Source organism: Amycolatopsis sp. NPDC051045 (assembly GCF_040682955.1).
GTDB lineage: Bacteria > Actinomycetota > Actinomycetes > Mycobacteriales > Pseudonocardiaceae > Amycolatopsis.
Genome location: NZ_JBFBCC010000013.1, coordinates 170,725 through 194,722 on the forward strand (window position 1 = coordinate 170,725; position 23,998 = coordinate 194,722).

The 23,998-nt window shown below is 70.8% G+C and carries 21 protein-coding genes; 10 read left to right on the forward strand and 11 right to left on the reverse strand.

What is annotated here, in order from left to right:
- Positions 1-44: 44 nt before the first annotated feature.
- Together AB0M80_RS28180 and AB0M80_RS28185 are read right to left on the reverse strand one after the other, a co-directional pair.
- Positions 45-986: a sugar kinase gene (locus tag AB0M80_RS28180; protein ID WP_364570978.1), complete on the reverse strand. Its 942-nt coding sequence runs from the start codon at positions 984-986 to the stop codon at positions 45-47.
- Positions 983-1,633 (reverse strand): class II aldolase/adducin family protein, encoded by a 651-nt coding sequence (locus AB0M80_RS28185; protein ID WP_364570980.1) that lies wholly within the window; start codon positions 1,631-1,633, stop codon positions 983-985. Before AB0M80_RS28185 ends, AB0M80_RS28180 begins: the two co-directional genes overlap by 4 nt.
- A 54-nt stretch (positions 1,634-1,687) precedes the next feature.
- Between AB0M80_RS28185 and AB0M80_RS28190 the strand changes: the two genes are divergently transcribed.
- A complete protein-coding gene (locus AB0M80_RS28190) occupies positions 1,688-2,296 on the forward strand; it encodes a TetR/AcrR family transcriptional regulator (RefSeq protein WP_364570982.1) in 609 nt (202 codons plus the stop codon).
- Here AB0M80_RS28190 and AB0M80_RS28195 read toward each other — a convergent pair.
- From AB0M80_RS28195 to AB0M80_RS28205, 3 genes are read right to left on the reverse strand one after another with little or no spacing between them, the layout of a single operon-like run.
- On the reverse strand, positions 2,250-3,137 hold the full coding sequence (locus AB0M80_RS28195; protein ID WP_364570984.1) for a class I SAM-dependent methyltransferase: 888 nt from the start codon (positions 3,135-3,137) through the stop codon (positions 2,250-2,252). The two genes, AB0M80_RS28190 and AB0M80_RS28195, sit on opposite strands and share 47 nt — an antisense overlap.
- 1 nt (position 3,138) lies before the next feature.
- Complete coding sequence (locus tag AB0M80_RS28200; RefSeq protein ID WP_364570986.1) at positions 3,139-3,483, reverse strand: VOC family protein; 345 nt, start codon at positions 3,481-3,483, stop codon at positions 3,139-3,141.
- Between the two features lies 1 nt (position 3,484).
- Complete coding sequence (locus AB0M80_RS28205) at positions 3,485-3,646, reverse strand: CopG family transcriptional regulator (protein ID WP_364570987.1); 162 nt, start codon at positions 3,644-3,646, stop codon at positions 3,485-3,487.
- 144 nt (positions 3,647-3,790) lie between these two features.
- Here AB0M80_RS28205 and AB0M80_RS28210 point away from each other — a divergent pair, with 144 nt between their 5' ends.
- Positions 3,791-5,704 carry an RICIN domain-containing protein gene (locus tag AB0M80_RS28210; protein ID WP_364570989.1) on the forward strand — a complete coding sequence of 638 codons (1,914 nt, stop codon included), beginning with the start codon at positions 3,791-3,793 and terminating at the stop codon, positions 5,702-5,704.
- Between the two features lies 1 nt (position 5,705).
- Here AB0M80_RS28210 and AB0M80_RS28215 read toward each other — a convergent pair whose 3' ends face one another.
- Entirely contained in the window at positions 5,706-6,737 is a 1,032-nt protein-coding gene (locus AB0M80_RS28215; protein ID WP_364570991.1) for a LacI family DNA-binding transcriptional regulator, read from the reverse strand.
- A 173-nt stretch (positions 6,738-6,910) separates the two neighbouring features.
- On the opposite strand from AB0M80_RS28215, the gene AB0M80_RS28220 reads away from it, so the two are divergent.
- The 7 genes from AB0M80_RS28220 (at position 6,911) to AB0M80_RS28250 (ending at position 18,047) form a co-directional block, all read left to right on the forward strand.
- Positions 6,911-8,218: a sugar ABC transporter substrate-binding protein gene (locus AB0M80_RS28220; protein ID WP_364570993.1), complete on the forward strand. Its 1,308-nt coding sequence runs from the start codon at positions 6,911-6,913 to the stop codon at positions 8,216-8,218.
- Positions 8,219-8,259: 41 nt separating this feature from the next.
- Positions 8,260-9,150 carry a sugar ABC transporter permease gene (locus tag AB0M80_RS28225; RefSeq protein ID WP_364570995.1) on the forward strand — a complete coding sequence of 297 codons (891 nt, stop codon included), beginning with the start codon at positions 8,260-8,262 and terminating at the stop codon, positions 9,148-9,150.
- Positions 9,147-9,950 carry a carbohydrate ABC transporter permease gene (locus tag AB0M80_RS28230; RefSeq protein ID WP_364570997.1) on the forward strand — a complete coding sequence of 268 codons (804 nt, stop codon included), beginning with the start codon at positions 9,147-9,149 and terminating at the stop codon, positions 9,948-9,950. The genes AB0M80_RS28225 and AB0M80_RS28230 overlap by 4 nt, the downstream gene beginning before the upstream one ends.
- Positions 9,951-9,965: 15 nt before the next feature.
- The gene (locus AB0M80_RS28235) at positions 9,966-11,852 is read left to right on the forward strand and encodes a beta-L-arabinofuranosidase domain-containing protein (RefSeq protein WP_364570999.1); all 1,887 of its coding nucleotides are present in this window, start codon (positions 9,966-9,968) and stop codon (positions 11,850-11,852) included.
- A 180-nt stretch (positions 11,853-12,032) separates the two neighbouring features.
- Positions 12,033-13,076: an RICIN domain-containing protein gene (locus AB0M80_RS28240; protein ID WP_364571001.1), complete on the forward strand. Its 1,044-nt coding sequence runs from the start codon at positions 12,033-12,035 to the stop codon at positions 13,074-13,076.
- Positions 13,077-13,090: 14 nt separating this feature from the next.
- Positions 13,091-15,769, forward strand: a complete 2,679-nt coding sequence (locus AB0M80_RS28245; RefSeq protein ID WP_364571003.1) for an RICIN domain-containing protein — start codon at positions 13,091-13,093, stop codon at positions 15,767-15,769.
- A 58-nt stretch (positions 15,770-15,827) separates the two neighbouring features.
- The gene (locus tag AB0M80_RS28250) at positions 15,828-18,047 is read left to right on the forward strand and encodes a beta-L-arabinofuranosidase domain-containing protein (RefSeq protein ID WP_364571005.1); all 2,220 of its coding nucleotides are present in this window, start codon (positions 15,828-15,830) and stop codon (positions 18,045-18,047) included.
- Between the two features lie 57 nt (positions 18,048-18,104).
- On the opposite strand, the gene AB0M80_RS28255 is transcribed toward AB0M80_RS28250, so the two are convergent.
- The 5 genes from AB0M80_RS28255 to AB0M80_RS28275 all read right to left on the reverse strand — a co-directional run bounded on the left by AB0M80_RS28255 (position 18,105) and on the right by AB0M80_RS28275 (position 23,674).
- Complete coding sequence (locus tag AB0M80_RS28255; RefSeq protein WP_364571007.1) at positions 18,105-19,556, reverse strand: family 43 glycosylhydrolase; 1,452 nt, start codon at positions 19,554-19,556, stop codon at positions 18,105-18,107.
- 132 nt (positions 19,557-19,688) lie between these two features.
- On the reverse strand, positions 19,689-20,807 hold the full coding sequence (locus tag AB0M80_RS28260) for an alpha/beta hydrolase (RefSeq protein WP_364571009.1): 1,119 nt from the start codon (positions 20,805-20,807) through the stop codon (positions 19,689-19,691).
- A 106-nt stretch (positions 20,808-20,913) separates the two neighbouring features.
- A complete protein-coding gene (locus AB0M80_RS28265) occupies positions 20,914-21,471 on the reverse strand; it encodes a snapalysin family zinc-dependent metalloprotease (protein WP_364571010.1) in 558 nt (185 codons plus the stop codon).
- A gap of 153 nt (positions 21,472-21,624) precedes the next feature.
- Positions 21,625-22,182, reverse strand: coding sequence for a TetR family transcriptional regulator (locus AB0M80_RS28270; RefSeq protein ID WP_364571012.1), 558 nt, complete (start codon positions 22,180-22,182; stop codon positions 21,625-21,627).
- 1 nt (position 22,183) lies between these two features.
- Positions 22,184-23,674 carry an MFS transporter gene (locus AB0M80_RS28275; RefSeq protein ID WP_364571014.1) on the reverse strand — a complete coding sequence of 497 codons (1,491 nt, stop codon included), beginning with the start codon at positions 23,672-23,674 and terminating at the stop codon, positions 22,184-22,186.
- An 84-nt stretch (positions 23,675-23,758) separates the two neighbouring features.
- Between AB0M80_RS28275 and AB0M80_RS28280 the strand changes: the two genes are divergently transcribed.
- On the forward strand, positions 23,759-23,989 hold the full coding sequence (locus AB0M80_RS28280; protein ID WP_364571016.1) for a hypothetical protein: 231 nt from the start codon (positions 23,759-23,761) through the stop codon (positions 23,987-23,989).
- The last annotated feature ends 9 nt before the right edge of the window (positions 23,990-23,998 follow it).

A 23,998-nucleotide genomic window follows, 5' to 3' on the forward strand; every position in this document is an offset into this window, starting at 1 on the left:
AAGGCGAGGGTAAGCCACCGCGGGGGAGCGGCGCGACCGACTTGTCAGGCCGTCTCGAGCACCGGAGTGGCCGCGGCGAACGCGTCCGCGGCCGCGAGGTCGAATTCGCCGTGGTCGCTGCCGAGCCCCTGCGCGACCAGGCCCGCCGCCGCGCAGCCGAGCACGGCGGCTTCCCGGGGCGGGCGGCCCAGGCCGATGCCCCGGAGGAAGCCGGCCGAAAACGCGTCGCCGCAGCCGGTGGTGTCGAGCACCGGGACCGCGAACGCCGGTACGGCGATCGTCTCCTCCGCCGTCACCACCAAGGCGCCGCGGGCCTCCCGGGTGACCGCCACGCAGCCGACGCCCCGGGCGAGCAGCGCGCGGGCACCGTCTTCGAGCGTGGCGGCGTTCGTCAAGCCGAGCACCTGCTCCTCGTTGGGCAGCAGGTAGTCCAAAGAGGACAACGCGGGCGCCAGCCAGGCGAGCACGCCGGGGTCGCCGGGGGCGAGCAGGTCGGCGGAGGTCACCACGCCGGCCGCGCGCGCCGGGGCGAGGATCTTCGCCGCCTTCTCGCCACCCATCAGCTCGGGCCCGCCCAGGTGCAGGTGGGTCGCGCGGGCGATCTCCTCGTGCGGGGCGTCCGAAGGCTCGTACGTGAGGTTCGCGCCCGGCACGTGGAACGCGGGGCGGCTGCCGTCGGGGCGGATCGGGAGCACCGACGCCGACGTCTGCACGCCTTCGCGGCGCAGCACCAGGGACGTGTCGACGCCGTGGCGGGCCAGCATCGCCAGCAGCAGGTCGCCGACCGGGTCGGTGCCGACGGCGCCCGCCGTGCGGACCGTCGCACCCAGCTTGGCCAGGGTGACCGCGGTGCCGGCGGCCGTCCCGGCGGGACCGAAGCGGATCTGCTCCACCAGCGTCGCGCCCTGACCGTCCGGGATGGCCTTGACCGGGCGGACCTGCACGTCGAACACGTGCGCCCCCAGGGTGACGACCGTCTGCGTCATCGTCCGTACCCCCGGCGCACGGCCGCGGCGACGACGGCGTCCTGCTGTTCGGGGTCCAGGACCCGCGGCGCGCCGAGCGTCGCGGCCCGCACGTACAGGCCGCACGCCCACTCCAGCAGCAGCGCGTTGTCGACCGCGGCTTCGAGGGTCGGGCCGTGCGTGACCGCGCCGTGGTTGGCCAGCAGCGCGGCGGCCCTGCCCTCGAGCGCCGCGAGGGTTTCCGCGGCCAGTTCCGCGGAGCCGAAGACGGCGAACGGCGCCACCCTGATCGCGCCGCCGAGGAGCAGCTGCTGGTAGTGCACGCACGGCAGTTCGTCGAGCACCAGGGAAACGGCGGTGGCCTGCGGGGAATGGGTGTGCACCACCGCGCCCGCGCCGTAGCGCCGGTAGATCCCCAGGTGCAGCTCCAGTTCCGAAGTCGGGACCAGCTCGCCGGCGACCACGGCACCGTCCAGGTCGACGACCGTGACGTCGTCGGCCGTGGCCCGGCCCAGCACGACCCCGGTCGCGGTCACCGCCACGTGCTCGCCCACCCGGACGCTCACGTTGCCCGCGCTGCCGATGAGCAGGCCTTCGCCCGCGAGCCCGTGACAGGCCCTCGCCACCGACCGCCGCGCGTCGTCGAGCACTGAACTCGCCACTGTCATGCGCCGAGGCTAGGATAAAGACGAAACAAAGTCACGTTCAGGTTTGGGGAGCGGATGACGGAGGGCCGGCTGCGCCGGGTGCCGCGCCAAGCGCGTTCGCGGGAGAAGCTGGCCAAGGTGCTCGCGGCGGCCGACCGGCTGCTCGCCGCGGACGGCGTCGAGGCGTTGACGACCACCCGGGTCGCCGCGGAGGCCGGCGTGTCGGTCGGCGCGCTGTACCAGTACCTGCCGGACCGCGACGCCATCACCGAGGCGCTGGCCGAGGTCTACCTGGCCCGCCTGGAAGACCTCATGACGTCGTTCGCCGAGCAGGCGGCGCGGGAGACCTGGCCGGATCCCGTCGGCCTGCTCGTCGACGCCTTTGCCGGGCTCTACCGCGCCGAACCCGGGTTCCGCGCGCTGTGGCTCGGCCGCGGTCTCACCGACGGGACCCGCGAAGCCGATCGCGCGCACAAGCGGGTGATGGCCACGGGAGTGCACCGCGTTCTCGTCGCGCAGCACCTCCTGCGCGACGACTACGCGGCCGCGGTGGCGTGCCGCACGGCGTTCCTCGCCGCGGACGCCGTGATCCAGGAGGTGTTCCGCGCCGACGGCGCACCCGAACTCCTGGAGCCGGTCAAGGCGATGCTGCGGGCGTACCTCGGTCAGCTGCCCCGGCCGTAGCCCCCGTGGTGGCCACGAGGAACTCCTCGCCCCGGGCGAGCCGGAGCCCGTCGGCGCGGCCCGCGAAGTACCGCTCGTCCAGTTCGGCGCCGGAAACGTGCGTCGCCTCGCGGAACCCGGCTTCGCGGGCCATGGCCAGCAGCGCGGCGGGGGAGAAGGTGCTGACGAAGGGCGTGCCGGCCGCCTTCGCCTTGCCGGCAGTGGCTCGGTGACCGGCGCGTTCGCGCTCGTCGAGGAGATCGGCCGGCAGCAGGAACGTCATCGCCAGCGTGGAGCCCGGGGCGAAGCCGGCGATCCGGCGCAGCGTGGCCGCGTTCGCCTCCTTCGTCAGGTACATGCTGACGCCGGTGGAGGCGACGACCGCCGGCTCGTCCGGCGCGAAGCCCGCGGCCGCGAGCCGGTCCCACCACGATGCGGTCTCGAAGTCGACCGGCACCAGGTGCAGCCAGTCCGGTACGCCCAAGCCGAGTTCGTCGAGACGGGCGCGTTTCCAGGCTTGCGGGCCCGGCTGGTCGACCTCGAACACACGCAGGCGGGAAGCGATTTCCGGACGGCGCTGGGCGAAGGTGTCCAGTCCGGCCCCGAGGATGACGTACTGCCCGACGCCACGGGCGGCCTGCGCGACGACCAGGTCCTCGACGAACCGCGCCCGCGCCACCATGCCCGCCCGGTAGCGCCCGGCCGTGGCCGGATCCATGTCGTCGCGCGCCCGCCAGCCGGCTCCGGGATCGGCCAGCCGCAGGCCGAGTTCGTCGGTGAACACGTGGGGCGGCGGATCCACTTCGACGTGCAGGGCTCGCCACAAGGCGGTCCGCACCGCCGTGCTGTCCGGCGCGGCCACGTCAGACCGCCTTCGGCGCCGACAGCGTCCACGTCCGCCCGTCGGGGTCGCGGACGGTCATTTCCCGGGTCCCGTAGTGGGTTTCTTCGAACGGCGTGACCACCTCGACGATTTCGCCGGCCCGGAACGCGTCCGCGTCGGGGACCTTGAAGACGATCTGCGTCCGGGGTTCCCGGTTTTCGGGTACCTCGGCGATGAAGAGGTACGGGCCGTCGCCGTTGCGCAGCATGCCGGAATTGTGGTCGGTCGCGAACTCGAGTTCGTAGCCCAGCGCCTGGAAGAACTTGGCCGCCTTGCCCCAGTTGCGGGTCTCCAGGTACATCGCCTCGATGCCCTCGGTCGTCATGTCAGTTCCCCTCTTCCTCAACGGTTTCTGCGAGGTAGGCGCGCAGCGCGTCGGCGACGAGTGCCGAGAGCGACCGCTCCGTCTCGATGGCTCGGTGCTTGACCTGCCGGATCAAGCCGATCGGCAGGTACACGTTGAACTGCTTGACGTCGTCATCGCCCACTCGCTGAGGCTAGCATGCTAGTAAGCTAGACGCACAAGTTCCCCTCGTTCGTCCCTTGACGTCGCGGGGCGGGACGTCGACAATTCAGGCGTACCTCCGAATGTTAGCGTTAACATTCCTCGACGACGAAGTCGGAGCGATGCCATGAAGCTGCGCCACGGACTGTCCGCGCTCTTGCTGATCGCGGGAGTCGTCCCGGGCTTGGCGGCGGCGCCGGCCGCCGCGAGCACGACCGCCGCCGAGGTGGCCGTCCCCGCACCGGCGATGGGCTGGGCGTCGTGGAACACCTTCGCCGCGAAGATCGACTACACCACCATCAAGGCGCAGGCCGACGCTCTGGTGTCGTCGGGGTTGAAGGCCGCCGGGTACAGCTACGTCAACATCGACGAAGGCTGGTGGCAGGGCACCCGCGACAGCGCCGGGAACATCACCGTGGACACCGCCGAATGGCCGGGTGGCATGGCGGCGATCGCGGATTACCTGCACAGCAAGGGGCTGAAGGCCGGGATCTACACCGACGCCGGGCGCGACGGCTGCGGGTACTACTTCCCGACCGGGCGGCCCGCGGCGCCCGGGAGCGGCAGCGAAGGCCACTACCTGCAGGACATGCTGCAGTTCCAGCGGTGGGGGTTCGACTTCGTCAAGGTCGACTGGTGCGGCGGTGACGTCGAGGGCCTCGACCCGCAGAGCACCTACCGGGCGATCAGCGACGCCAACCGGGCCGCGACGGCGCAGACCGGGCGCAGCCTGGTGCTGTCGATCTGCAACTGGGGCAAGAAGAACCCGTGGAACTGGGGGGCCGGGATGGCCCCGATGTGGCGGACCAGCACGGACATCATCTACTACGGCCAGACGGCGAACCTGGGCCAGGTGCTGACGAACTTCGACCAGGCGCAGCACCCGGTGTCGCAGCACACCGGCTACGTGAACGACCCGGACATGCTGACCGTGGGCATGCCGGGCCTGACCGACGGGCAGGCCCGGACGGAGATGAGCCTGTGGGCCGTCTCGGGTGCGCCGCTGCTGGCGGGCAACAACCTGGCGACGATGAGCACGGCCACGAAGTCGATCCTGACGAACCGCGAAGTCATCGCCGTCGACCAGGACCCGCGCGGCCTGCAGGGCGTCAAGGTGGCCGAGGACGCCGCCGGGCTCCAGGTCTACGCCAAGGTCCTCGGTGGATCCGGGAAACGCGCGGTCGTCCTGCTCAACCGGACGTCGTCCGCGGCGAGCATGTCGGTGCGGTGGGCCGACCTGGGCCTCACCCCGGCCTCGGCGAGGGTCCGGAACCTCTGGGGCGCCAAGGATGCCGGCACCTTCGCCACGGGCTACAGCGTGAACGTCCCGGCCGGCGATTCGGTGCTGCTGACCGTCCAGGGCGCCGACGCGGCGTCGGCGAGCTATCCCGCCGACGGCACCCGGTTCACCGGCGTCACCGCGGCCGCGACCGGTCTGGCGGTCGCGACCTTCTCCTACCGCGCGACCACCGCGCAGACGGCCACCCTCGCCGTGAACGGCCAGCAGCCGACCGTCCTCGCCTTCCCGGCGACCGGCGGGACGCCGAAAACCGTCTCGGCCGTCGTTTCCCTGGGCAACGGCAGCACCAACAGCCTGACGTTCTCGGGCACCCCGCCGCAGCTGTCCGCCGTCTCGATCCTGCCCCTGCCCGGCACGAACGGCGTCCAGGTGTCCGGTGTCCCATCCGGACGCTGCGTCGACGTCGACGACAACGGCATCACCAACGGGATCCAGGCGCAGCTGTGGGACTGCGCCGCCGGCCCGAACCAGACCTGGGTGCCGGTGCGCGGGCAGCTCGTCGTCAACGGCACCAAGTGCCTCGACGCCTACGACAGCGGGACGGCGAACGGCACCGCGGTGGTCGTCTGGGACTGCAACGGCCAGCGCAACCAGCAGTGGGCGCTCAACGCGAACGGGACCATCACGAACGCGGTGTCCGGGCTGTGCCTGGACGCGAGCGGCGCGGCCACCGCGAACGGCACGAAGATCATCCTCTGGGCCTGCGGCGGCGGGGCCAACCAGCAGTGGACCCGCCGCTGACTCAGGCGGTCGAATCCCGGATGACCAGCCGGCACGGCCGGGTGTGCCGGCCGGGGGATGGCTCGCCGTTGATCGCCGCCAGCAGCATTTCGGCGGCGGTCCGGCCGAGCGTCTCCAGTTCCATGTCGACGCTCGTCAGCGGTGGCTGGCAACCCAGGGCCATGACGTCCCAGTTGTCGAAGCCGACCAGCGCGACGTCGCCGGGCACGCGGCGGCCGGCCGCCTGCAGCGCGTCGGCGGCGCCGCGGGCGATCTGGTCGCTGCCGCAGAAGACGGCGTCGAAAGGGGTGCCCGCGCCCAGCAGCATCCGCACCGCCTGCCGGCCCCAGGCCTCGCTCCACTCGCCGAACATCGGGGCACCGGCCAGGTCGAGCCCGGCCTCGGCGAGCCGTCCGGCGGCGGCCGCCGCGCGCACGGTCGCCGAGTGGTGCCGCTCGGGACCGGTGATGTGGGCGATGCGGCGCCGTCCGGTCGCCAGCAGGTGCTCGACGGCCGTGCGCGCGCCGCCCGCCTCGTCCGGCACGACCGAACAGTCCTCCGGGTCGGTCGAGCTGATGAAGGCGTACACCACCGGGATCGGCAGCCCCGCGCCGATCGGCGGGCGCGCCTGGGTCCGGCGGCCGGTGACGATGATGCCGTCGACCCGGCGGGACAGCAGCGTGCGCAGGTAGTACTGCTCACGGATCGGGTCGTCGCGGGCGTCGCAGAGGAAGACCGACATCTCGCCGGCGCCCAGCGCGTCCTCGGCACCCATCATGAGCGGGATGCTGAACCGGCCGATGGTGTCGGTGGTGATCATGCCGACGGTGTAGGTGCGCCCGGAGTTCAGGGTGACGGCCGCGCGGTTGGGCTGGAAGCCCAGCTGCTCGGCCGCGGACAGCACCCGCTGCCGGGTCTCGGCGCGGAGCGACCCACGGCCGTTGAGCGCCTTCGACACGGTGCCGACCGAGACCCCGGCCAGCAGGGCGACCTCGCTGATCGTGGCCGGCTTCGCGAGCGCGCCGGGAGTTTCCGAAAGTTTCCGCGGGGGCATGGTGGCACAGTACCTCCGTGGTCGGCGACGACCCAAAGTAACCCGCGGGACTACGGCAAACAGCCCCTTGACGCGCTGGTGGAACGGCCCTAGCTTGATTCGGCAACCGGTTTCTGAAATTTTCCCGGTCTTTCTTCGACACCGCAGGCGGCGGCCTCCCGATAGGAGAGTCGATGACTTCGCACATCCGAACCAGGGCGCGGTGGGGGCGTGCCGCGGCCGCCGTCGCCGGCGTGCTCGTCCTCGCGGCCTGCCAGAGCGGGCCGTCCGGGGCGGCCGCGGGGGACACCGCGAGCGTGGACGACGGCACCACGATCACCATGTGGACCCGCTCGCCCACGGCCACCTTCAGCCAGACGCTGATCGACGCCTACAACGCGAGCCACCGGAACAAGGTCAAGCTGACGGTCTTCCCGGCCGACTCCTACCAGCAGAAAGTCGGCACGGCGGCGGGCGCGAAGCAGCTGCCGGACCTCTTGGCGGCCGACGTTGTCTACGCGCCCAACTACGCGGCTAAGGGCCTGTTCCTCGACCTGACCGCCCGCGTGAACCAGCTGCCGTTCAAGGGCAGTCTCGCGGCGGCGCACATGAAGGCGGCCACCCACGACGGCAAGCACTTCGCCGTCCCCCACGACATCGACCTGTCCGCGGTGTTCTACAACAAGGTCCTGTTCACCCGCGCCGGCCTCGACCCGGCGAAGCCACCGTCCACCTTGGACGAAATGGCCGCGGCCGCCCGCAAGATCGCCGCGCTCGGCGGCGACGTCAAGGGCTACTTCTTCGGCGGCGCGTGCCCGGGCTGCCAGCTGTTCACCAGCTGGCCGATGATCTGGGCCTCCGGCGGAACAGTGCTCGACGAGCAGGGCACGGCCGCCACACTCGACAGTCCCCAGGCGGCGAAGGTCTATTCCCTGCTGCGGCAGCTGTACACCGAGGGCGTCGTGCCGGCGTCGGCGAAGAACGAGTCCGGACCCACGTGGACGCAGTCCTTCCTCGACGGCAAGATCGGCATCCAGCCGATGGGCGCCACCGCGCTGCAGGGCATGAAGGAAGGGCCGGACCTGCAGGTCGGCGTCGCCCCGATCCCCGGGCTGACCGGCGGCAGCTCGTCGTTCGTCGGCGGGGACGTGCTCGGCATCGGCGCCAACAGCGCGCACGCCGCGGCCGCGTGGGACTTCATCGCCTGGACGCTGTCCGACCGGGCCCAGGTCGAGGTCGTCGCGAAGAGCAAGAACATCACCGTCCGGTCGGACCTCGCGGACAACACCTACGCCAAGCAGGATGCCCGGCTCGGCGTGTTCAACCGGCTCGCGAGCCAGGGCCAGACGCCGATCTCGGTCAACTTCGGCAAGACGTTCAACGACGCCAACGGGCCCTGGACGGCGACGGTGATCGACGCGGTCTTCGGCAGCGGGGACGCCGGATCGATGCTGAAGCAGCACAACGCGGCCGTCACCGAGTCCCTCTCCGGCGGCAGCTGACCATGGTCTCGCTCCTTTCCCCGAGGGTGCCGGCGCCGACGGTGACACGGGCGCCGGCACCCCGCCGCCGCGGGTCGATCGCCCGGGGCCGGCGCCGGCTGGGGATCGCCTACGCGGCTCCGATGGCCGTGCTGGTCGCCGTCTTCTTCGTCATCCCGCTCGGGCTGATGCTGTGGATGTCGGTCAGCCACTGGCCGCTGGTCGGCGCGTCCGCGCCCAACGGCGTGCAGAACTACACCGCGCTGAGCGATCCGCTCTTCCTGCGGGCGGTGTGGTTCACGCTGAAGTACACGCTGGTGACCACGGTGGTGCTCAGCCTCGTCGCGTTCGGGCTGGCGCTGCTGGTGCAGCACGACCGGCGCGGCACCGGCTTCGCCCGCACCGTCTTCTTCCTGCCGAGCGCGGTCGGGCTCGCCTCGACCAGCCTGCTCTTCTACGGTCTGTTCAACACCGACTCGTCGGCGTTGAACCACCTCGTGGACTTCCTCGGCCTCGGCCGGGTGGACTGGCTGGGCTCGGGCGGCAGCGCGCTCGGCTCGACCGTCGGGATGATCACCTGGCGGTTCGCCGGGTTCTACATGCTCATCCTGATGACCGGCCTGCAGGGCATCGACCCGGCGCTGTACGAGGCCGCGCGCATCGACGGCGCGAACCGGTGGCAGATCCTGTGGCGGGTCACGCTGCCGCTGCTGCGGCCGACCCTGGCCCTGGCGATGGTGCTGTCGCTGACCGGCTCGCTGCTGGCGTTCGACCAGTTCTTCATCCTCACCGGCGGCCGCCACGACACCGCCACGGTCGTCATCGACATCTACCGCGAGGCCTTCCTGTCCCAGGACCTCGGGCGGGCGGCCGCGGTTTCGGTGGCCACGCTGGCCGTGCTCATCGTCCTCAACGCCGCCCAGCTGCGGCTCATCCGCCGGGAGGGGAAGTGAACCGGCTCCGGTCCGCGGGCCTGCACGGCACGAGTGCCGCACTGGCGGTGCTGTTCCTGCTGCCGCTGCTGTGGACCCTGTACTCGTCGCTGACCGGGCGGCAGTCCGGGGAGGCCGGGACCGGCAACTACCGGCGGCTCGCCGACTACGGCAGTGGCCTCGGCACCTACCTGCTCAACACGACTGTGGTCGCCCTCGTCGCGGTGAGCGTCACGGTGGTGGCGACCACGCTCGGCGGCTACGCGATGGCCCGGCTCGCCTTTCCCGGGCGCACCCTGCTGTTCCTGGTCACCCTGGCCATCCTGATGGTGCCCTACACGACGATCCTGGTGCCGCTCTACATCCTGCTCGGCTGGCTCGGCCTGCAGAACTCGCTGCTCGGGCTGGGTCTGGTGCTGGCCGTGCTCCAGCTGCCGTTCGGCCTGTTCATGATGCGCAACTCCTTCGAAGCGCTGCCGGTGGAACTCGAAGAGGCGGCGCTGATCGACGGCTGCTCGATCGGCGGTGCGCTGCGGCGGGTGCTGCTGCGCGGGGTGCTCCCCGGCGTCGTCACGGTCGCGCTGTTCTCGTTCCTGGCGGCCTGGAACGAGTTCGTCGCTCCACTGATCTTCCTCACCGACGGCGAGAAGTTCACCCTGCCGGTCGCGCTGTTCAACCTGCAGTCCGGCAGCCTCGGCTCGGTCGACTTCGGGGCCCTGCAAGCGGGAGTGGTGGTCTCCGCCCTGCCGTGCGTGGCGGTCTTCCTCGTCCTGCAGCGCTACTACGTCCGCGGCTTCACCTCGGGAGCCCTCAAGGGCTGAGACAGGAGCACCTCGATGACCGAACGCATCCTCGGGCCCGTCCACCCCACGCCCGCCGCGAGGGCGGCACTGCGGCCGCTCTTCCTCGGCGCGGCCGCCTTCGCGCCGGACAGCCTTCTGGGCGGCTGGCAGGAGCGCAACGCGAACCGGACCCTGCCGCACTGCATCGAGCAGCTCGACGCGGCGGGCGCGCTGGACAACCTCCGGCGCGTCACCGGCGAGGTCGACGGCGACCACCGGAACATGTGGTTCGCCGACTCCGACGTCTACAAGACCCTCGAAGCGGCCGCCTGGCAGCTCGGCCGCGACCCGGGCGACGCCGAGCTGCGCGCCTTCCTCGACACCACCGCCGCCCTGGTGGCCAAGGCCCAGGAGGACGACGGCTACCTGAACTCGTACTTCACCGCCGACAAGCCGGAGCTGAAGTGGCGGGAGCTGCACTGGAGCCACGAGCTGTACTGCGCGGGCCACCTGATCCAGGCCGCCGTCGCCGCCGCGCGGGCCGGGGTGGGTGCCCAGCTCGTCAGCGTCGCCCGGCGCTTCGCGGACCTGATCGTCGATAGGTTCGGCACCGTGGGCGGTGTCGACAACGTCGACGGGCACCCGGAGATCGAGACGGCCCTGGTGGAGCTCTACCGGGTGACCGGGCACCGGCCGTACCTGGACCAGGCGCTGCGCTTCCTCGACCTGCGCGGCCGTGGCCTCCTCGACGGCGAACGGTTCGGGTCGCGGTACCTGCAGGACCACGTGCCGGTGCGGGAGGCCGACGAGGTCGCCGGGCACGTCGTCCGCCAGCTGTACCTGCTCGCCGGCGTGGTGGACGTCGCCGTCGAGACCCGCGACGACGAGCTGCTGGACGCCGCCCGCCGGCTGTGGGCCGACGCGTTCGGCGCCAAGACCTACCTCACCGGCGCCCAGGGGTCTCGCCACCGCGACGAAGCCTTCGGCGACCCGTACGAGCTGCCGCCCGACCGGGCGTACGGCGAGACCTGCGCCGCGATCGCGAGCTTCCAGTGGAACTGGCGGCTGCTGCTGGCGACCGGGGAAGGCCGGTACGCCGACGAGATGGAACGCGCGCTGTACAACGCGATCGCCGGGTCCACCGCCCTCGACGGCACGCACTTCTTCTACGCCAACCCGCTGCACCTGCGGACCGGTCACGACGGCTCGCACGAAGACGCCCCGTCGCAGCGCCTGCCGTGGTACTCGTGCGCCTGCTGCCCGCCCAACCTCGCCCGGCTGGTCGCGTCGCTGTCCGGCTACGTGGCCACCACCGACTCCGGCGGGCTGCAGGTGCACCTGTACGCCGCCGGGACTCTTCGGACCACTGTGGACGGTGTGGACGTCCACGTCGTCACGCGCACCGAATACCCCTGGGACGGCCGGGTCGAGCTGACCGTGACCACTCCGGCGCCGCTCATGCTTTCCCTGCGCATCCCCGGCTGGGCCGAAGGTGCCCTGATCGACGGCGTGCCCGCCGACGTCCGCGACGGCTACGCGGAGGTGCGGCGGGACTGGGCCGGCGGCGCCACGGTGACGCTCGAACTGCCGATGCCCGCCCGCGTCGTCCGGCCGCACCCGCGGATCGACGCCGTGCGCGGCTGCGTCGCGGTGACGCGGGGGCCGCTCGTGTACTGCCTGGAGCAGGCCGACCTGCCGGACGGTGTCACCCTGGAGGACGTGCGGATCGACCCCGCCGCGGCGTTTTCCGCCGGGCCGCTGCCGGAAGTGCCCGTGGCCCTCACCGCGCGCGGCTCCCTCCAGGCGCCCGCGTCGGACGAGCTGTACGGCGCCGGTGCCAGTGCGCCCGGTGAACCGGTCGCGCTGACCGCCGTCCCCTATTTCCTCTGGGGCAACCGGAGACCGGGCCCGATGCGGGTGTGGATCCCGGTCGCCCAATAGCCGCGAACTCGAACCCCTGCAGCTCACTCCACCACCCTGATCGGCATCCGGGAGCGCACCCAGCCGGCAATGTTAACGCTCACAAAAACCGAAGATTGCGAGGACCCGATGACGCGTCCTGTGGTATCTCGGCCCAACCGTGGCGTGCTCAGGCTGGCCGCTGCCGTAGTGCTGTGCCTGGTGGCCGGTCTGCTCTCCGTGGGCAGCGCGCAAGCCGCGACCACCTTCACCAGCACGGTGGTCGACCAGGGCACGGGAAACTGCGCGACCGTGCCCAACGGGAACAGCGCGGTGCAGTTGACCCAATCGAGTTGCAATTCCGGCGCCGGCCAGTCGTTCCGGTTCACCCCGGTGTCCGGTGATGTCTACACGGTCAGCACCTTCACCGCCGGCAGCTGCGTGGACATCTCCGGCGCGTCCACTTCGGACAATGCCGCGGTCATCCAGTACGCCTGCCATTCCGGGACGAACCAGCAGTTCCGGCTGCAGGCCACCGGATCCGCCTTCACCCTCGTCGCGGTCGGCTCGGGCAAGTGCGTCACGGCGGTGAACGCCGTGCTCGTCCAGCTGTCCTGCGGCACGGCCGTCGCGTGGCGGCTGCCCGGCTACCAGTCCGGCGGTGGTGACCCGCAGACCCCGGCGGAGAAGACCGTGCGGGTGTGGCTGCTGCGGCCGTCCGACGTGCCGTACGACCAGCGCTACCCGGACGGCATCGCGAACGTGATGCGCGAAGCGCAGCGGTACTACCGCCAGGAGCTCGGCAAGACGTTCCGGCTCACCGAGCCCGTCGTCCAGGTCGTCACCGGCGAGCACGTGAAGAGCTGGTACGAAAACACGCCCAACGGCGGCGAGCGCTACTGGTGGGCCGTGTTCAACATGCAGCAGGAGCTGGTGCGGCGGTTCGGCGTCCGGGACGGGGACCCCCGGTGGATCAACGTCGGCGAGGTTATCGCCGAGGGCCAGGGCGCGGGCGGCGGCGGAGGCAACGGCTGGGTGATCCTCTGCCAGCACGACGCCGACGGCGCGGCCGGGATCAACGGCCCGATGAACCGCTGGTACGGCGGCATGGTGCACGAACTGGGCCACGCCTTCGGTCTGCCGGACTCCACCTCGACCGACGGGACGCCGATGTCGGCGTCGTTCTACGACTACCCCAACACGCACTTCAGCCAGAGCCAGAAGACCGCGATCTTCAACGGCCCGTACGGCTCCTTCCTCTTCTGAGCCGGGAGAATCCGATGAGACGTCCTGTCCTGATCACCGCTGTCCTACTGGCAGCCGGCTTCGTCGCCGTGGTTCCGGCGACCGCCGCGACCACCTTCACCAGCACCCTCGTCAACCAGGCGAGCGGCAGCTGCGCCACCGTGCCCAACGGCGACAGCGCCGTGCAGCTGACCCAAACGTCCTGCAACTCCGGTGCCGGGCAGTCATACACGTTCACGCCGGCGGGAGATGCCTACACGATCGGCACGTTCACCTCGGGCAGCTGCGTCGACATCTACGGCGCCTCCACCGCGGACAACGCCGCGGTGATCCAGTACGCCTGCCACGGGGAGACCAACCAGCAGTTCCGGCTGCAAGCAGCCGGGACGAACACGTTCAACGTCGTCGCCGTCAGTTCGGGCAAGTGCCTCACCCCGGCGAACAACGCGCTCGTCCAGCTGCCGTGTTCGAGCGCGAGCGCCTGGCGTGTCCCGGGCTACACCCCCGGCACGTCCGACGCCTACCAGGGCATCCCGAACCTGGCGCCGAACGCGTGCAAGAATTCCGGGCTGCCGAGGTCGTACGGCACGAACTTCCAGACGCCGAACGACCCCTACGGCCAAGGCTTCCAGAACACCACCGCGATCGGCTGGGACGGCAACTACTGGCCGGTCTTCAGCTACCTGTCCGGTTCGTTCTTCGCCCGCGGCGTGAACACGACGTACAACGGCCTGTGCGGCGGGATGTACTCGTTCAGCGCCTACACCTACGGCGGAAATCCGGGCGCGCAGTCGGTGCAGTGGACCGAGGACAACGGCTACCTGCCGGCGATGACGACGTCCCGGACTTCCGGCAGCGTCGGGATCACCATCAAGAACTTCGCCGACAAGGTCACCATCAACGGTACCGCGGTCATGCTCGTCTACACACGGGTGTCGATCAAGAACAATGGTTCCTCGTCGGTGACGGTTCCGCCGGGTGGTGCCGGTCCGGGTCTCGTCCGGCTGACTTCGTCCACACTGGACACGGTCGCGGCGGGACAGACCAGCAACCACGACTTCGTGGTGGCCGTGGACAACTTCGGCAGCGGGGTCGCGTTGCCGACCGGCTCGACGCTGTCGTCGAACGCGCCGAACTACGACACCGCGTACGGCCAGATGACGTCGTACTGGAACTCGCGGCTGGCCGAGACGAACACCTTCAGCCTGCCGAACACGACCCTGCCCAACACCGGCGGCCTGGCGAACCCGGGTACCGCGATGACGAACGCCTACAAGGCCGGCACGATCTACAACCTGATCATGCAGGTGGGCAAGGCGCAGTTCTCCGGCGCCAACAACTACAACTGGATCCTCAACCACGACGTGCCCGGCGAACTGACCGCCAAGTTCCAGACCGGCGATTTCCGGGACGCGCGCAACCTGCTGCTCACCGCGCGGATCTCCCAGCAGGACAACTGGGACGAGGTCGGCGCCAACTGGTACTGGGACGGCGTCTGGAAGACGATGGGCTCCTGGGCGACGTACCTGGCGAAGACGAACGACACCGCGTTCGTCAGCCAGTACTTCAACGACAGCGGCTCGTGGGGACCCAGCCTCCGCACCATCGCCCGGGTGAAGTACCCCGCCCAGCTCGCCTCGGACGGGACGCTGCAGGCCAACTTCGACAACGACTCCACCGGGCGCTGGCTGTTCAGCAACTTCTCGGCGTTGCAGATGCTGGCGTCGTACAAGTACATCGCGACCAAGATCGGCCAGACCGCCGAAGCGACGTGGGCGAACACCGCCTACACCTCGCTGCTGAACGCGTTGAACACCGTCGTGGGCCGCAACCAGTCCGCGAACGGCTTCAACTACCTGCCCTGCGAGGTGGACAAGCCCAACAGCGCCAACCGCTGCAACACCTTCAACGACGCCAACTGGGCCTCGCCCGGGTGGGTCGGGCAGAACCAGTGGTCGACGCTGCTGTCCGGCGGCACCCTGACCGGCATCATGGGCGACCCCGGCCAGATCGACCGGATGTACCAGTGGGGCTTCAACCGGCTGTCGGCCAACGGGTACCCGTTCCCGACCTTCGGGGCGTTCAACGGCTACTCGACGGCGTACAACACGTCGTATTCGTCGGACGGGCTCTACTCGAACAACTACCGCGACCTGCCGATCACCAGCTACGCCTGGCAGCTCAAGACCACCACCGGCGGCCCGAACGCCTGGTGGGAGGCCAACGGCAGCGGGCCCAGCTCGGCCAACCCGTGGATCGGCAGCCACGCCGGCCCGCAGTTCGGCGCGTGCCCGTACGCGTGGCCGATCGCCGGGCAGCAGCAGGGCCTGCTGGAGTCGCTGGTGGCGGAAGGCCTGGCGGCGAGCGGCTCCGGGCCGTACACGTTCACCCGGCCGCTCTACATCGGCCGCGGCGTGCCGAACGCCTGGGTCACGCCCGGCCAGACGATCTCGGTCGGCAACCTGACCAACACCTACGACGTGGCCTCGGGCAGCCGGTCCACCTACGGGGTCTCCCTCGCGGTGAGCGGCTCGAGCGGCGCCCGCGTCGTCACGGTGACGCTGTCGGGCAGCCTGCCCGGCGGCCCGGTCGCCATCCAGCTGCCGGTGTTCCTCTCCACCGGCGTCAACTCGGTCAGCGGCGGCAGCTACGACGCCGCCACGCACACGGTCACCGCGAGTTCGACCACGGTGACCATCACCCTCGCGAGCTGAACCGTCCCGGGGTGCGCCGCGCCCGCGGCGCACCCCGGCCCCAGCGAAAGGCGCGATGATGCGCGAACCGACCTTCGACCGCCGCCTGCTGCTCAAAGCCGTGGGCGCCCTCTCCGCGAGCGCCGCCCTGGCCCCGGCGCTCGCCGGGACGGCCGCCGCGGCCGGCCGTCCTGACATCGGTGTCTCGGTGTTCCCGTTCCCGCTGGGCGCGGTGCGCCTGCAGGCCGGGCCGTTCCTCGACAACATGAACCGGCAGCTGGCGTACTTCCGGTTCGTCGACGCCGACCGCCTGCTGCACACCTTCCGGGTCAACGCCGGCCTGGCGAGCTCGGCCCAGCCGTGCGGCGGCTGGGAAAGCCCCACCACGGAGCTGCGCGGCCATTCGACCGGTCACCTGCTGTCCGGGCTGGCGCAGGCCTACGCCAACACCGGTGACACCACCTGCAAGACCAAGGGCGACTACCTGGTCAACGCCCTCGCCGCGTGCCAGGCGGCGGCCCCGGGCCGCGGCTTCCACGCCGGCTACCTGTCGGCCTTCCCGGAGAACTTCTTCGACCGCCTGGAGGGCGGCCAGTCGGTCTGGGCGCCGTACTACACGCTGCACAAGATCATGGCGGGGCTGCTCGACCAGTACCTCCTCGCGGGCAACCAGCAGGCCCTCGACGTCCTGCTCCGCAAGGCGGCGTGGACGAAGGCCCGCACCGATCCGCTGTCGTACGACCGGATGCAGCAGGTGCTGCGGACGGAGTTCGGCGGGATGCCGGAGGTGCTGGCGAACCTGTACCAGGTGACCGGCGACGCGAACCACCTCACCACGGCCCAGCGGTTCGACCACGCCCAGATCCTCGACCCGCTGGCCGCGAACCAGGACCGGCTTTCCGGCTTCCACGCCAACACCCAGATCCCGAAGGTCCTCGGCGCGATCCGCGAGTACCACGCCACCGGGACGACCCGGTACCGCGACATCGCCGTCAACTTCTGGCGGATCGTCATCGACCACCACACGTACGTGATCGGCGGCAATTCCGACGGCGAGTACTTCCAGACGCCGGACGCGATCGCGAGCCGGCTGTCGGACACCACGTGCGAGGTCTGCAACACCTACAACATGCTCAAGCTGGCCCGGCAGCTGTTCTTCACCAGCCCGGTGCCCGGATACCTGGACTACTACGAGCTGGCGCTGTTCAACCAGATCCTCGGTGAGCAGGACCCGGACTCGAGCCACGGGTTCGTCACGTACTACACGCCGTTGCGCGCCGGTGGGATCAAGACCTACGCCAACGACTACGACGACTTCACCTGCGACCACGGCACCGGCATGGAGTCGCAGACGAAGTTCGCCGACAGCATCTACGCCTTCAGCGGCGAAACGTTGTACGTCAACCTGTTCCTGGCGTCGGTGCTGACCTGGCCGGGCCGGGGGATCACCGTCCGGCAGGACACGACGTTCCCGGCGTCGTCGAGCACGAAGCTGACCGTCACCGGCTCCGGGCACATCGCGCTGAAGATCCGCATCCCGCCGTGGACGGCCGGGGCGGTGGTGAAGGTCAACGGCGTCGCCCAGGGCACTCCCGTGCCGGGGACGTACTGCACGATCGACCGGACGTGGGCGTCCGGGGACGTCGTCGACGTGACGCTCCCGGCGTCGCTGACCTTCCCACGCGCCAACGACGACGCGGGCGTCGGCGCGGTGAAGTACGGCCCGATCGTGCTCGCGGGCCAGTACGGCTCGACGAACCTGACCGCCCTGCCCACGTTGCAGACCCAGACCGTGAAGCAGGACCCGGCGAACCCGCTGCGGTTCACCGGAACGGCGAGCACGGGCGCGGTCACCTTGCTCCCGTTCTACGCCACGCACCACCAGCGGTACACGGTGTACTGGCGGCTGAACGGCACGCCGCCCACCGGGACGTCGTACGAGGCGGAGGCGGCCACCTTGGCCGGTCAGGCGGCGGTGCGGAGTTCCTCCGGTGCTTCCGGTGGGGCGCTGGTGGGCTACGTCGGCGGCGGCACGGCGAACTACCTGCAGTTCACCGGTGTCACCGCCACGGCGGGCGCGCATCCGGTGACGATCTTCTACGCCGCCGGGGAAGCCCGTTCGCTGACGGTGAGCGTCAACGGCGGCGCGGCGGTTTCGGTCAACACGCCCGGTACCGGCGGCTGGGACACGGTCGGTTCGGTGGTGGTGACGCTGACGCTCGCCGTGGGCGCGAACACGATCCGCCTCGGCAACCCCTCGGGCTGGGCGCCGGACATCGACCGGATCGTCGTCGGCTGAAGGTTCGTGAAGGCCACCTTCAGGGACTTGGCGTCCCTGGAGGTGGCCTTCGCGGACTTACCCCGCGGGCTCGCCGGAGGGCACCGGGAGCCGGGTGCCCAGCGCGACCGGGGTACCGAAGTTCGGCGTCCCGTCCGCGTTCCAGGTGAACTTCTGGGCGCGGGTGGTGCGGTTCATGTCGCAACCGCCGCCGGCGGAGCTGTTGGCGTGGTAGACGATCCAGTCCTCGGTGCCGTCGGGGGACTTGAAGAACCCGTTGTGCCCCGGGCCGAACACGGAATTGGCGGTGTTGCGCTGGAAGACCGGCTGGGCGGACTTGACCCACGACGACTGCTGCAGCGGGTCGCCGCCGTTGTAGGTCAGGATGCCGAGCTTGTAGTCGGGGGTGGAGCAGTGGCTGGCGGAGAACACGATGAACGTCTTCCCGTTGCGTTGCAGGACTTCCGCGCCTTCGTTGACCGCGCCGCCCACGGTCTCCCAGCTGTAGCTCGGGCTCGACAGGAGGTGCCGGGTGCCGCTCGCCGTCCACGGGTTGGCCAGCGGACGGATGAAGTTGGGCTGGGAGCCGTTGTAGAACGTCCCGAGCAGGTACAACTGCCCGTTGAGCTGCAGGATGCTCGGATCCAGCTCCCAGGTGTTGTCCTGGGTGGGGTCGAGCAGGTCGGCCTTGAAGCTGTACGGCCCCATCGGGTCGGTCCCGGCGCTCTCGAGCACGTGGATGCGCTGGGTCCCGAGGTCGTAGGGTTCGCGCCCGGCGACGTAGTACAGGTACCAGCGCGGCCCGTTCGGACCGGTGAGCAGGTGGAATTCGGGCGCCCACATCGTTCCGGCGCCGGTGGGCCGGGTGAGGGTGAAGATGACCGCGTCCGGCGCGGAAGCCAGCCCGCCCAGCGTGCGGGACTTGCGCATGGTGATCGTCGAGTTCCACGTCGTCGTGGCGAGGTAGTAGTAGCCGTTGTAGTACTGCAGCCAGGGGTCCGGGCCGTGCTGGCTCAGCGGGTTGGTGAAGGTGGCCGCGCTGGTGCCGGCGGCGATCCGCCAGACCCCGCTCGCGGCCGTCGTGCACGGCAGCTGCACCAGCCCGGTTCCGGTCGCCGCCGGGGCGACGCACTTCCCGGAACCGACCGAGACGACGGTGAACGTGTTCGTGCCGGCCGCCTGCAGGCGGAATTGCTGGTTCGTGCCGGAATGGCACGCGTATTGGATCACGGCCGCATTGTCCGCGGTGGACGCGCCGTAGACGTCGACGCAGCTGCCCGCGGTCATCGTCGCGACGGTGTACACGTCGGTGCTGCCCGCCACCGGCGTGAACGTGAACGTCTGGTTCGCCGCGGAAGAACAGCCGCGCTGAACGAGCTGCACCGCGCTCGACCCGTCGGGGACCTCGGCGCAGTTTCCGCTGCCCTGGTTCACCATCGTGCTGCCGAACGCGGCCGCCGCCCGCGCGGGTGCCGCCACGAAGAGCCCGGTCAGCAGAACTACCGCCGCCAGCCATGGGAATTGCCGCATTGAGCCCTCACATCCTCGATCAGAAGGAGAGAAACCCGAACTTCGGACCCTACTACGGAAAGCGCTTCCCGAACAGAAAGAACCGCCGATTCGCGATTCCGTGAATCGGCGGTTCGTGACGGCCTGGATCGGTTATCCCCGCGTCAGGTACCGGCCGAAGAATGCGCTGAGGGCCGCTCGCTGCGTGGCGGTGCTCCCGTCCGGGTCGACGGTCCCGATGAACGGCGCGATCGACGCCGGGTCGAGGCCGAGGCGGGGGAGGAGCGTCTGGTAGTCGGTGTAGCTGAAATGTTCGCCGTCCGGTAGGTGCTGCGTCCGGACCGGGCCGCGCTGGTGGGCGAGGAACTCTTGCCACGAAGGGTCGGACGCCGCGCTGTGGTTGCCCGCGCTCAGCAGCAGGAAGGGCTGGTCGAGGCCTTCGTCGGCGGCGCGGCCGTACTCGCGGGCCGACTGGGAGTACGACATGCTGCCGTCGAGGTCGGCCCCGGCGTCGAGGCGGGCGTCCGACACCATCGTCTCGCCGGTGGTGAACCCGCCCGCGGAGTGGCCGAACATGCCGGTGCGGGAGACGTCCGGCGTCAGCCCGGCCGGGAGCGGGCGGTGCTCGGCGTCCGGATTCCCGCCGCGGGCCAGGATTTCCAGCGCGTCGAGGACGAACCGGGTGTCCGCCACGCGCGTGGCGATCAGCTGCCGGCCGGCGTCGGGACCGGAGGGCAGCACCCGCCGTTCGACGCGGCCGCCGGGGAACTCCACCGCCGCCGGCTCGTGCGTGTGGTCGATCGCCACCGTCACGTAGCCCTCGCTCGCGAGCTGCTCCAGCTGCGCCGTGCCGACCGAGCGAGGGTACTTCGCACTGGGCGAATAGAGCACGACCGGCCGCCGCCCACCGGCCGCGGGAACGCCGGTGCGGGCGTGCGTGGCGAAGGTGTAATCGAGCCGGTCGGCGGCGATGCCGAGCGTCCGCGCATCTTCCTCGGCGATCAGCTTGGCGGCTTCCGGCGCCAGGTAGGGCGTTTTCGGGCCGCCGCCGGGGCGCGCGGGGTACCGGACGGTCACCATGAGTTCGCGGGTCGTCCCGGCGACCCAGGGGTCCGGGCGCGCGTGGTCGACGAGGTGCAGATCGGCGCTGCCGACGGCATAGGGCCCCGTGGGGGCGGGCAACGCGAGCCGGGTGGCCGCGGTCGCGGAGGCGGGGAGCGCGGTCAGGAGGAGGATGCCGGCGAGCCCGGCGACGAGTGGTGTATTTCGCATCCTTTGACCGTATTGACGGCGCAGGGGCGCCACATCAGGATGATCACCGAGATCGACCCGGTCAGGGCTGTGGCCCGGGCACCGGCCCGGGCCACAGCGTCAGGGCTCAGAAGCCGTAAACGGTTTCGTAGATCCGCTGCTCGGAAGCGTTGGTCGCGACGAGGCCGTTCGCCCACAGCGAGTTCACCCGGCTGCGCTCGGCGGAGTTGGGCACCGCGTTGGTGCAGGACGGGCCGGGGCCGCCGCCCGACATCAGCTCGGAGCACGGGCCCGAGTAGTGGTCGGGCAGCCCGAGGGCGTGCCCGGTCTCGTGGGCCGCGATGCGGGTCGGGTTGTACTGGCGGGCCTGGGTGTAGTCGATGAAGATGGTGCCGCTGCCGTGCCCGTTGGTCGAGGCGTAGGAGCCGCGGGGGTCGTTGCCCTCGGTGTAGCGCAGGCTCGCGCCGGAGTTGCGCTCGACCAGCTTGACGTTGGTGACGCTGCGGTTCCAGTTGGCGGCCCCGGCGTTGATGACCGAGCGGAAGCTCGGCGCGCTGGAGGTGCTGTAGTAGACCGTGGTGACGGCGGCTTCCTGCTCGGTGGCGGCCGACGCGGTGCCCGCGGCGAGCGGGGTCACGGTCAAGGCGAGCGCGACGGCGCCGGCCAGGGCGAACTTCCTCGACATCGGAAGACTCCTCGTGGGGGGACGGAGATTTGCCGGAATTGCGCGCGCTGTCGAAAATTTACCCGGACGAGGCCGCTGCGGGAGCCGACTAACGTAGGGCGGGAAAGTGGTGATTTACCAACACCAAAGTCGGGTTGACAAACCGTGGGCGGTTCAGGCCTGCCTGGTCAGGTCGAGGAGCTGCTGTTCGAGCCGCCGCGCGGCCGCCACGTCGATGCCCACCCCCCACAAGGGTGCGGTGCTCGCCCCGTCGGCCGCCGCGACCACCAGCGTGACGACGTCTTCGGGGAGGCCGTCGTCGTGGAGTTCGCGTTCCCACTTCTCCGCGTCCGCGCGGGCCAGCCCGGCGATCTCGGGGATCGAGATCAGCTGGGCGATCAGGGCGATGGTCTCGCGGACGGCGACCTCGTCGTAGGAGGTGTCCAGCGACGCCCGGACGTAGGCGCGCGTCAGCCGGCCCGGGCCGGTGTCGGCGGGGTCGAGCGCCGCCCGCACCTCGGCGCGGAAGGCGTCCAGCAGGTCTTGGGCGAGCGTGCGCACCAGCGCGTCCTTGGCGGGGAAGTGGTACAGCAGCCCGCCTTTCGACACGCCGGCCGCCCGGGCGATGTCGTCGAGGGACGCCGAAACGCCGCGGGTGCGGATGACCGTGGCGGCGGCGTCGAGCAGGGCCCGGCGCGTCTCCTCCGGGCTGCGCCCGGCTTTGCGAGGCATCTCAGTCCTTTCCGGACGGAATGGTACGCCAGGCGATCAGCGCGGTGACGGCGGTGACGGCGGCCGCGGCGAGCGACGTCACCTGCATGGCACCGGTGAAGGCTTCCCGCGCGGCCCGGGCGGGTTCCGAACCCGGATCCAGCACGCTCGCGGCCCCGGCGAGCGAGTCGCGCACCTCGCCGGGAAGCGGGCCCGCCGGCAGAAGGGCGCGGTAAACCACGTTCACCACCGACCCGAGGAGCGCGATGCCCAGCGCCGCCCCGAGTTCGTAGGCCGTCTCGGAGATCGCCGATGCCGAGCCGGCTTTGTCGCGCGGGACGGCGGAGAGCACCGAATCGACGGTCAGCGTCAGCGCCAGCCCGACGCCGAGCCCGACCGGCACCAGCGTCAGGCCCAGCCACCAGTACTGCGGCGCCCGTTCGGCGACCGCGACCAGCGCGAGGCCCAGCGCGGCGACGGCCAGGCCCGCCGCGACGGCCCGGCCCCGGCCGAGCCGCCCGGCGACCACCCCGACGGCGGCCACGACGACGATCGAGGCCAGCGTCGCCGGCATTTCCGCGAGCCCGGCCTGCAGTGGCGAGAAGCCGCGGACGAGCTGCAGGTACTGCGAGAAGAAGAACAGCAGGCCCATCAACGCGAAGACGGCGATGAAGTTCGCGAGGACGGCGCCGCTGAAGGCACCGTTGCGGAACAGCGTCACGTCGATCAAGGGGTCGGCCGCGCGCCGCTGGCGGCGGACGAACAGGACACCGGCGGCCAGTCCGAGCGCGGCGGCGACGGCCACCTGCGCGTCGAAACCCGTGCTCACGGCGTGCTTGACCGCGTAGACCAGCGGGACGATCGCCGCCAGCGACAGCCCGGCGGAAAGCAGGTCGAACCGGCCGGGGTCCGGATCGCGCGACTCCGGCAGCAGCCAGGCGCCCGCGATCAGGAAGACGACGACGATCGGGACGTTGATCAGGAAGACCGAGCCCCACCAGTAGTGCTCGAGCAGGGTGCCGCCGACGAGCGGGCCCAGCGCGATGCCGCCGCCGGACCCGGCCGACCAGATCGCGATGGCGCGGGTGCGCTCGCGCGGGTCGGTGAACAGGGTCCGGATGAGCGACAGCGTCGAGGGCATGATCGTCGCCCCGGCGACCCCGAGCAGCAGCCGCGCACCGACGAGCACGCCGGCGGTGGGGGAGAAGGCGGCCAGCGTCGAGGCGAGCCCGAACGCCGCGGTGCCGATGAGCAGCACCTTCTTGCGCCCGAAGCGATCGGCGAGGTTCCCGGCCGTGACGAGCAGGCCGGCCAGTGCGAGGGAGTAGACGTCGCCGATCCACAGGACTTCGGTGGCGGACGGCGCGAGCTCGCGCGTGAGCGACGGCACGGCCAGGTACAGCACGGTGCCGTCGACCGCGAGCAGGAGCACGGCGCCGACGAGCACGCCCAGCGCGGCCCAGCGGCGCCGGGGGCTCAACGGCTCGGCGGAGGTCGGCAGAGTGACGATCATGCGCGTTACTATACCGTCTGGACGGTATAGTAACGCTGGTGAGCCTGCTCACGGGTAGGCTGGAAGCAGCGGAAGGAGGCGGACGTGACGGCCGAGGAACTGATCATCGAGTTCGCCTTGACGCGCCTGGACCACCCGGACCTCGACTTCGAAGAGATCGCCGCGCTCCTGGTCCGGCGGGGCGGGCCGGAGCGGGAACTGGAGTTCGCGTCCCGCAACCTCGCCGACCGCGGCGAACTGCGCGGCGCCACGTTCCCGACGGCGGTGGAGTACGTGCTGCGGGTGGTCCTCACCCTGCGCGGGCCGTCGGACTAGACCACCTGT